Annotated in this window: 9 protein-coding genes; 5 read left to right on the top strand and 4 right to left on the bottom strand. The window is 43.1% G+C overall.

Annotated elements, in window-relative coordinates; genetic code table 11:
- Window positions 1-516: hypothetical protein (locus tag B9T16_RS09240; protein WP_410244601.1), on the bottom strand; the 516-nt coding region annotated here is incomplete at its 3' end.
- A 716-nt stretch (window positions 517-1,232) separates the two neighbouring features.
- On the opposite strand from B9T16_RS09240, the gene B9T16_RS09235 reads away from it, so the two are divergent.
- Window positions 1,233-1,388 carry a hypothetical protein gene (locus tag B9T16_RS09235; protein ID WP_014276054.1) on the top strand — a complete coding sequence of 52 codons (156 nt, stop codon included), beginning with the start codon at window positions 1,233-1,235 and terminating at the stop codon, window positions 1,386-1,388.
- Between the two features lie 288 nt (window positions 1,389-1,676).
- Here B9T16_RS09235 and B9T16_RS09230 read toward each other — a convergent pair whose 3' ends face one another.
- Together B9T16_RS09230 and B9T16_RS09225 are read right to left on the bottom strand one after the other, a co-directional pair.
- Complete coding sequence (locus tag B9T16_RS09230; RefSeq protein ID WP_410244600.1) at window positions 1,677-1,943, bottom strand: TM2 domain-containing protein; 267 nt, start codon at window positions 1,941-1,943, stop codon at window positions 1,677-1,679.
- A 130-nt stretch (window positions 1,944-2,073) separates the two neighbouring features.
- Window positions 2,074-2,538, bottom strand: coding sequence for a DUF2752 domain-containing protein (locus B9T16_RS09225; RefSeq protein WP_410244599.1), 465 nt, complete (start codon window positions 2,536-2,538; stop codon window positions 2,074-2,076).
- Window positions 2,539-3,182: 644 nt separating this feature from the next.
- On the opposite strand from B9T16_RS09225, the gene B9T16_RS09220 reads away from it, so the two are divergent.
- Window positions 3,183-3,746, top strand: coding sequence for a hypothetical protein (locus B9T16_RS09220; RefSeq protein ID WP_410244598.1), 564 nt, complete (start codon window positions 3,183-3,185; stop codon window positions 3,744-3,746).
- Window positions 3,747-3,829: 83 nt separating this feature from the next.
- Here the strand turns inward: B9T16_RS09220 and B9T16_RS09215 are convergent, their stop codons facing one another.
- Window positions 3,830-4,606 carry a hypothetical protein gene (locus B9T16_RS09215; protein ID WP_410244597.1) on the bottom strand — a complete coding sequence of 259 codons (777 nt, stop codon included), beginning with the start codon at window positions 4,604-4,606 and terminating at the stop codon, window positions 3,830-3,832.
- A 222-nt stretch (window positions 4,607-4,828) separates the two neighbouring features.
- Between B9T16_RS09215 and cobA the strand changes: the two genes are divergently transcribed.
- The 3 genes from cobA to B9T16_RS09200 all read left to right on the top strand — a co-directional run bounded on the left by cobA (window position 4,829) and on the right by B9T16_RS09200 (window position 9,579).
- Window positions 4,829-6,364 (top strand): uroporphyrinogen-III C-methyltransferase, encoded by a 1,536-nt coding sequence (gene cobA, locus B9T16_RS09210; protein WP_410244596.1) that lies wholly within the window; start codon window positions 4,829-4,831, stop codon window positions 6,362-6,364.
- A gap of 138 nt (window positions 6,365-6,502) precedes the next feature.
- Window positions 6,503-7,699, top strand: a complete 1,197-nt coding sequence (locus B9T16_RS09205) for a tetratricopeptide repeat-containing serine protease family protein (protein ID WP_006616775.1) — start codon at window positions 6,503-6,505, stop codon at window positions 7,697-7,699.
- Between the two features lie 137 nt (window positions 7,700-7,836).
- On the top strand, window positions 7,837-9,579 hold the full coding sequence (locus B9T16_RS09200; protein WP_035735750.1) for a PAS domain S-box protein: 1,743 nt from the start codon (window positions 7,837-7,839) through the stop codon (window positions 9,577-9,579).
- Window positions 9,580-9,643: the final 64 nt, after the last annotated feature.

The raw sequence follows: 9,643 nt of genomic DNA, 5'->3' as shown, positions 1-9,643 counted from the left end.
ACCCAGTTTACCTGGAAGAGTTTTTGTGGCTATTTTTTGCATTTCTTTGCCATAGCTTGATGTGTGAGAAACTAGCTGAGTGAGATCATCCGCCAGCTTTTTGACAGACAAGCTGGAACTAATATTACTGGTCGTGTCAGMAACTAATTTTTTAGCAACGTCTGTCTGTTTTAGGGCATCATTGATTGCCTTCAAAATTTGCTCTTGACTTGGCAAGTTTTTCTTAAAAAAATTCCGAGTAGAATTGGTAACATATTTGCTGTTGGATTTAATCCCATTCTCAATCATGCTTTGTATTTGAGATTTATCAGGGATTTGATCCAGAAAGTCCATAAAACCTGTTACAGAAATGCTTGCTACTAATTCTGATCGCAGGTTCCAAGAATTTGAAATCTCAGTCATAATTGATTTCTCGGCTGCTAAAGCTGGTGGAGAGGAAAACCAGAAACCAATACTAACAGTAACATATAATATGACAGTGACAATGGAAGTTGTCAGTTTAGTCCATTGACTCATATCAAACACTCCTTGCATTTTAACAATTTAGCCATAACCATAAGACCCTCAACTGCTAATTTAAAAGGCGATCGCCTATCACACCATCCGACCGACTAACCCAGTGATAAGCCTGATAGAATACGTGGCGCTTGTCTTCCATTTTATACACAACCATCATAAGTCAATTATATTTTCCGATATTTTTAATTATTTCTAAATATTTCTAAATATTTCTACAAAAAACGTCACTACAGTAGTTAAACTTTGTAGGTTGGGTGAAACGCAGTGAAACCCAACATGATTTAGAGATAGTAGTGTGAGGTGGCGACCAAGGGCCGAGTGCTAAACTTTGTAGGTTGGGTGAAACGCAGTGAAACCCAACAGAAGGTTAGAGATGGTGGCGTTGGGTTTCGTTACCTCCACCCAACCTACTCAACTAATGGTGGCGTGAAACGCAGTGAAACCCAACAGAAGGTTAGAGATGGTGGCGTTGGGTTTCGTTACCTCCACCCAACCTACTCAACTAATGGTGGTGTGAAACTACTCAACTAATGGTGGTGTGAAACGCAGTGAAACCCAACAGAAGGTTAGAGATGGTGGCGTTGGGTTTCGTTACCTCCACCCAACCTACTCAACTAATGGTGGTGTGAAACGNSMGTGAAACCCAACAGAAGGTTAGAGATGGTGGCGTTGGGTTTCGTTACCTCCACCCAACCTACTCAACTAATGGTGGTGTGAAACGCAGTGAAACCCAACAAACTGACTACCGAAAAGAGGCGGGTATGGGGGAAAGATTTAATACTACGGGGGAAATGCGATCGCCCTGGGGAGCAGCCCGTATTGCTTCTTTTCCCAAACCTTTACCCATCATCCCTGATATTGCTTTTTAGGTATCCTGATTTTACCCGTCCCCAATTTTAGTGTCGATTATTCCAGTATATAACGTATAAAATAGCCAACACCTGTAAGGGAATTAAGGCAAGATTACCGCGCATCCATACCGGAAACGAAAAACTGGAAAAAGTTATAAAGTACAGGAGGCTGATTCCTGTCAATCCAGTTAATAAAATCGTCTTTCTCTTAATCAACATTTTTGATAAAGTGCCTGAAATATAACCAGGGAAAAACCAGTAATAGTTAGATAATACTGATTTTTTAATTTGACCAGTCTATAGGCGTTAAAACCATCCTTTTTTATTGAGCATATAAGTCTGCAAAAACTCTTCATCACTCTTAGTCAAATAAATAATTCCTTCGACCAAACCGATTACACCTACAACTACTGCTGCTACTCCGCAAGTGAATAGGGTTGACAACAGCATAATTAACCCCTCTGTACTATATCCTAAAACGAACTTGTGAATCCCCAATCCACCCAAAAGAATTCCCAAAACTCCAGCAGCAATTTTCTTACTGTTGGCTTCCTGTAATGTAGGTTCTGACATCTGTCTTGACCCCTAACTAATTTTCTTTTAGACTAACCCCAATTGGGAGCATCTCAGGAAAATTATAGAATTAATTTATATTTGTTTAATGTTTGTTTACATTCAGTAATTATTTGTGATATTACCCATGTTATATGAAAGCCAGGTTTAGGGTGAGTTCCCCGGTTGTGAAGAAAACAGCCAAACGAATTCCATGATAACCCAATAAGACGATGAGAAACCATCCTACCAACCCCATCTTATGGTTGAATAACCAATCATGCAAGGAACTAGACAAATAACGACGGGTTAAAATTTCAATACATAAATGAATAGTCATCAATAAAAAACCCACAAAAACGCATATTCCCAATCCATGATAGGAGAGAGATTCTCTGAGGTTCCCCCTAGCAATTTCTACAAAAGCACGAGTCATCCCACAGGTAGGACAAGGAATACCCGTCGCTGATAAAATTAGGCATTTCCACCCAAAACTAGCAGAAGTATGTCCTAATAAATAAGCACCGACAAGGGGAGAAGAGACACAAGACAAGCTAAAATAGCGCCATTGTAAGGCTTGAGTAGATAATTTTTGGGAAGATAACTGAAATCGCATTATAGTTCAGACTTGAGCAAACCCAAAACTGCCGATCAGAGAATGTGCTGACATAGTGATAAAAGTATATCACAGTGCTAGTCTTTTTATGAGGTTGGCGATTGTACAGATGTGAAGGGGGCAAAAAATGAGAATAATTACATCAACCAATCATCACTACGACTAAACTTTGTAGGTTGGGTGAAACGCAGTGAAACCCAACAGAAGGTTAGAAATGGTGGCGTTGGGTTTGGTTACCTCCACCCAACCTACTCAACTAATGGTGGTGTGAAACGACCGTGAAACTCAACTTTGTAGGTTGGGTGAAACGCAGTGAAACCCAACAGAAGGTTAGAAATGGTGGCGTTGGGTTTSGTTACCTCCACCCAACCTACTCAACTAATGGTGGTGTGAAACGACCGTGAAACTCAACTTTGTAGGTTGGGTGAAACGCAGTGAAACCCAACAGAAGGTTAGAAATGGTGGCGTTGGGTTTCGTTACCTCCACCCAACCTGCTCAACTAATGGTGGTGTGAAACGACCGTGAAACTCAACTTTGTAGGTTGGGTGAAACGCAGTGAAACCCAACAGAAGGTTAGAGATGGTGGGGTTGGGTTTCGTTACCTCCACCCAACCTACTCAACTAATGGTGGTGTGAAACGACCGTGAAACTCAACTTTGTAGGTTGGGTGAAACGCAGTGAAACCCAACAGAAGGTTAGAAATGGTGGCGTTGGGTTTCGTTACCTCCACCCAACCCCAGAGTTGGTTGTTTTTCCCGATAGTTTTGGATGTCACGCACCCTACAGCGCCCACACCGACAGAGGTAAGCCCCGACCAAACCGACCACTCTCAACAGATCTGACAAACACGGGGACCGAGACCACCCACCAACACCGACACGGACGAACAGTGACCACCCCGCCGCCAAAAGCCTCGGAAGACACCGCACGCCCGAAGGAGACAGCCGCCCGACGAGAGGAAAACCAGACCACACCAACCCAGCGAGAGAAGGACCGGGAAGAAGGACGCACACCCACGAAGGAGGCACCAGCCCCAGAAGCCCATAACACAACCGACCCAGGAAAAGGAGCCAGACCAGAAACAGAAGCCGGAGAACTCCCCCAAGACCAAGACACGGACACAGAAGCGAGAAGACCCATAAACAATAACCAAACGCAATTAATTGTAGGCGGGTTTCTCAAAGAAACGGTGGGGCGGGTTTATTGATAAGGTTGAGGATTGACAGCCCAGGCGCGTCCCTACAATTATCAATTATAGCTGGGTATGGGTGAAAGATTTTCCAGCCATGCTCAGGCTTCTTTGAAAAATCGGATAATTTCCCTCACGTTATTGAGGATTTGGCTGTCTTCTGTAATTTGCGCGATCGCTTTTTCAGCGGTACGAGAAAGGCGCTCATGTTCGGATTGGTTGGTGGCTTTGAGAGTTTGCATATCGGCAGCTAAACGGGTGATTTCATTTTGACAAAAAGACAATTTTTCGTTTTGTTTAGATGCCCAAGAATTGGATTTATTGGGGTCAAGACTCTTCTGGATTTGCTCTAATGAAGCCTCAATAAATTCTACTCTACCCCTCAATTCTACTACATCCTCGCGGGGATAAGAAAACTCCCGACGCACCATTGATAAACGGGCTACTAAGTATTGATAACCTCGGAGACATGGACGTAAAATGGTTAGTAATAATGCCGCTACAGAGCCGATATATCCAACTACACTAATTCCCGCCCATGATAACCATAAAAGCACGATCGCACTAGCTATATGTAAGGCGATCGCCGCCCACAAAGAACGACCAACTAATTTATGCACATAAGAACGCTGACTGGGTTCAATCGGAATCCCTTTTTTGTCGGACTCCGCCGCCTCTGCCAGAACTTCCTTAGCATCAAAGTGTATATTCCAAGGCACAGTTACTATTAACAATAGCCACCCAAAAGTAATGCCGCCAATAATCCAATCCAAAAAACTCCCACTGGGAATATTGAGCCACTGAAGTATGGAAAAAGTCAGCAGTAAAATCACAACAAATCCAGCAGTCAAAACACCGAAATTAAATGGTAACTTCATACTAAAAATCCCTGCAAATATAAAATTTTGACAGTTCGTACTCCCCCCCTAGCCAAGAGTTCAGGTATAATCTCTCAGAGGTGGTAATCATTATTATGCAGAAGGTGTTAACCTATATGGCGATCGCTGTGACAGTCTGACAACCGGCTAATGGTACTATTGAATATGAGAATCAGAGATTTTGGGCACTATAGGTGAGTAGGTGTGCAGTAGAGAGAAACCATGACCAAATTAACCGGAAAAGTTTATTTAGTAGGGGCGGGATTAGGAAATGTAGCTTATTTGACTGTAAAAGCCTATCAATTAGTAAAGCAGGCTGAAGTCCTAGTTTATGATGCCCTAGTTGATCAGTCAATTATACCCCTAATTTCGCCCCATTGTCTGAAAGTATATGTGGGAAAGCGAGGTAGCCAAGTCAGTACGCCCCAAAGCGAAATTAATGGTTTATTAGTAAAATATTGTCAACAAGGAAAACTGGTGGTGCGACTAAAGGGTGGCGATCCATTTATCTTTGGTCGCGCTAGTGCGGAAATTCAAGCCTTAATTGCTGCTAAGTGTGAATTTGAGGTAGTCCCAGGTATTTCCTCAGCATTAGCCGCCCCCCTACTGGCTGGTATTCCTGTCACTGATACAGTCATGAGTCGGTGTTTTGCAGTCATGACAGCCCATGAGCCAGAAGCGCTAAATTGGGCGAGTTTATCGGAACTCGAAACTTTAGTTATTCTCATGGCGGCGCGAAATTTACCTGTGATTGTACACCAACTTAGACAACATGGGCGATCGCCTGAAACTCCCATAGCGATTATTAAAAATGGCGGTCGCTTTAATCAAAAGGTAATCGTTGGCACCTTAAATGATATTGTACATAAAACATCACGAGAATCCTTATCTCCCAGTGTCATAGTTGTGGGGAATGTCGTGCAACTGCAAACCTATCTACAGCCTCGCCATAACCACTCAAGAATTATGCTGAGTCCATTACTTAATCACACCATTTTAGTCACCCGTTCGTCGGAACAATCAAACGAGTTTCGCAGTTTGCTGGAACAAAAAGGGGCTGAAGTCCTAGAAATGCCTACCCTAATGATCAGACCTCCTTCTACTTGGGAACCCCTTGATCAAGCGATCGCCTTCTCTGATACATCAAAGCCTTTTGACTGGCTATTATTAACCTCTGCTAATGCTGTATCATTCTTTTTTGAAAGACTCTTAGCTAATGGTAAAGATACCCGCATTTTAGCCAGCACTAAAATTGCTGTGGTCGGCAAAAAAACCGCTATGGTTTTGCGACAATGGGGACTAAATCCTGATTTTATCCCCCCGGACTTTATCGCTGATTCCCTAGTCGAAAACTTCCCCGAATCAGTTAGCGGAAAACGTCTATTATTTCCCAGAGTAGAAACCGGAGGTCGGGAGATATTAGTTAAGGAATTAACCCAAGCCGGTGCGGAAGTAGTAGAGGTTCCCGCCTATGAGTCCGCTTGTCCAGATACCATCGATCCGAATGTTCAATCAGCCTTAGAAAATGGTATAATTAGTATTGCCACCTTTACCAGTTCCAAGACTGTCAAAAATTTCTGTAAACTCCTAGAAGGCTTTGCGGGTGATTCCTGGCGAGATTTAGTCACCGGAGTGGCGATCGCCTCTATTGGTCCCCAGACCTCCCAGACCTGCCAAACTCTCCTAGGAAGGGTTGATATTGAAGCCAAAGAATATACCCTAGAAGGACTCACTCAGGCTATCATAGATAAAATGTAGGCAGGAAGTCCTACCCTGTACCGGAACCCTATCAAAGTACAATTTAACCCTTTGTTTCCGGTAACTACCTCGAACAAACTTGATTGAGTTTACGTCATATTACCATAGACTAACTAATTAAATTTTAGGGATATAACCATGTTCAACTTGGGTTTTTCTCGCTTTGATTCCCTCACCGCCATTTTAACCGGAATGGCAACAACTGCCGCCGTGGTCATAAGTTGTCAAGTCGCCCTAGCTACTAAAAGCGCCCAGCAAGTCGCGGAAATCGCTGCACCCATTACAGTTCAAATTAATAGTGCCCTGGGAGACGGTTCTGGGGTAATTATCGCTAGACAAGATCATATCTATACAGTCCTGACCGTGAATCATGTAGTCAAAGCACCTGATGTCGCCTACAATATCCGCACCCATGATGGTCAAAGTCACCCGGTCACCAGTGTGACTAGACTGCAAACTACAGGTGATGAACCCGATTTAGCAGTAGTAAGATTTGAAAGTAACCAGGAATACCCGATCGCCACTTTAGGCGATTCTGAACAGGTAGTGATTGGGGTTCAGATTTATGTCTATGCTTATCCGGCTACTGGGGGGTTAACCGGCGCGGCACGGGAACCAGAACTCTCCCCCGGATTGGTCACCAGTCGCCCTAAAAATCGCCCAGAAGGCTATAATTTGCGGTATCAGGCTGTTACTTGGAGTGGTATGAGTGGGGGTCCGGTATTTGATTCTCAAGGCCGTGTGGTGGGTTTACACGGCCAAGGGGAGTTTGGATTTGCTCAAACTCGTTCTGGAGATGTTACCCCCATTAAAACTGGGTTTAATGCCGCCGTTCCCATTAATTTGTTTCTCGAACAACTATCACAAGCCCAGTTAAATCCTAGTGATTTACAAATGGATTGGGAAGCCCTAGAAGCCTCTCCTGTGTCGTTGGATACTCCCCAAAATGCCGAAACCTATTACTTTCGGGGGTTGAGTTGGTTGGATCGCGGTTATGCGTGGGAGGCGATCGCTGATTTTAACCGAGCCCTAGAATTGAATCCTAATTCCCCGGAAACCTATTTTAATTTGGGATTGGCGCGGACACTATTGGTGCTTAATGAACCGACCCGTGGCCCCAATCCCGTTCTTGACTACACTAGGGCGATCGAACTTAATCCCGGTTTTGCTGATGCCTATTATAATCGTGCCCTCAGCCATATCCGTCGCCAAGAATTTGAGGAAGCCTTAGCTGATTTTCGCCAAGCCGCAGAACTTTATCAACAACTGGGACGTTCAGATTCTCATCAGGATGCCTTACAGCGTATCCATGAACTTGAGGAAATGGCACAATAACAGTTGAGGCTGTAGGGTGTAAAGTGTGTTTGGGGTGTACAAAAAGCAGCTATCCTGACCTAAAACAAGGAAAACAGAGATGGTCGCTCCTAATCATCAGCACACTTTTTAATTTTCCCCCGTTTCCTTATTGACTAATGACCAAACCAGTTATTCTCTGTGTCGATGATGAACCTATGATTTTGGACACTCTGAGGCGACTGCTTCGGAGAACATTGGGCGGAAAATATCGATTTGAATTTGCTGGTAGTGGCAATGAAGGAATTAAATTAGCTCAAGAATTGATAGAAGCTGGGGAAGAATTGGCGGTAGTCATTTCTGATTATATGATGCCGGGTTTGCGGGGAGATGAAGTATTAAAAGTTATTCATCATTTATCCCCCCATACTATGAATATTATGCTCACGGGTCATGCTGATATTGATGGGGTATTTAATGCTATTCAATATGCTAAACTTTATCGCTATATTTCTAAGCCTTGGGAAAATGAAGATTTGAGTTTAACCATTACTGAAGCTATTAACAGTTTCCAACAACAAAAGCAACTCGCTGACCAAAACTTTCAGCTTCAGGAGATGAACCGCGCCTTAGAATTACTTACCCAAGACCAAGCCAATTTGATTGAGTCTTTGGGTAAGACTGAACGCAAATATCGCAGTATCTTTGAGAATGCTCTGGAAGGGATTTTTCAAATTTCCCCTGATGGAAAGTTTATTAATGCTAATCCCACTTTGGCTAAGATTTATGGCTATGAATCCCCCAAGGAACTGATGTCTTCTATAACTGATGTCCAGAAACAGTTATATGTTGAACCTAATCGTTGGGATGAATTATTAGAAACTTTGCATGAGCGCCTGGAAATATCTAAGTTTGAATCTCAGGTTTATAATCGTGATGGTGAGATTATTTGGATTTCCGAAAGTGCCAGAATTGTTAATGATGAAAATGGTAATATTCTCTATTATCAAGGGTTTGTAGAAGATATCACTGAACGTAAACGCGCTGAAGCTGAACTAGAACGTTTTACCTCCGAATTATTTGAACTCAACCAGTCCTTTTTCCGCTTTGTTCCTCACCAATTTCTACAATATCTCGGTAAAGATAGCATTGTTGATGTTCAACTGGGGGATAATGTTCAACAGGAAATGTCGGTTTTATTTGCTGATATCCGCGATTTTACTAGCCTCTCGGAACAAATGACCCCAGAGGATAATTTTAAGTTTATTAATGCTTATTTGTCCCATGTAGAACCAGCGATCGCCGAATATCGAGGCTTTGTTGATAAGTACATTGGTGATGAAATTATGGCCCTCTTTAGCCACAGCGCCGATGATGCTCTGCGAGCCGGAATTAGAATGCTTGACCTACTAGCAGAATACAACAAAACTCGACGGCGTACCGACCCCACAAAACCTACCTATCGTCCCCCTATTGAAATTGGTATTGGTATTAATACCGGAAAATTGATGTTAGGAACTGTGGGGGGAAAATCGCGCATGGATGGTACTGTAATTGGTGATGCGGTTAATTTGGCTTCCCGTTTGGAAGGATTAACTAAAAATTACGGCGTATCTCTATTAATCTCTCACTATACATTTGTCCGACTTAACCATATTAATGAGTATGGTATCCGTCTTATTGATCATGTTCAGGTTAAGGGGAAGTTAGAAATGGTTTCTGTGTTTGAGGTCTTTGATGCTGACCCCCCCGACTTGCGCGCGGGAAAACAAGCCACAAAAACTATGTTTGAGCGAGGATTATTACACTATTATTTAGGCGAGATTTCTGAGGCGATCGCACTTTTTGAATCCTGTTTAGAACAGAACCCCCAAGATAAGGTCGCTCAGATTTATTTAACCCGCTGTAAGGGTGATATTTAGCTACTCCTAACTAATTGAATCACCCCCTGACTAGGGTTGGGTAATTGGCTATAATTACCCGATT

The organism is Arthrospira sp. PCC 8006, from assembly GCF_046480465.1.
In the GTDB taxonomy this organism is placed as follows: Bacteria; Cyanobacteriota; Cyanobacteriia; order Cyanobacteriales; family Microcoleaceae; genus Limnospira; species Limnospira platensis.
Note: the sequence above shows the minus strand (reverse complement) of the source record. Positions and strands in the feature narration are given on the sequence as shown.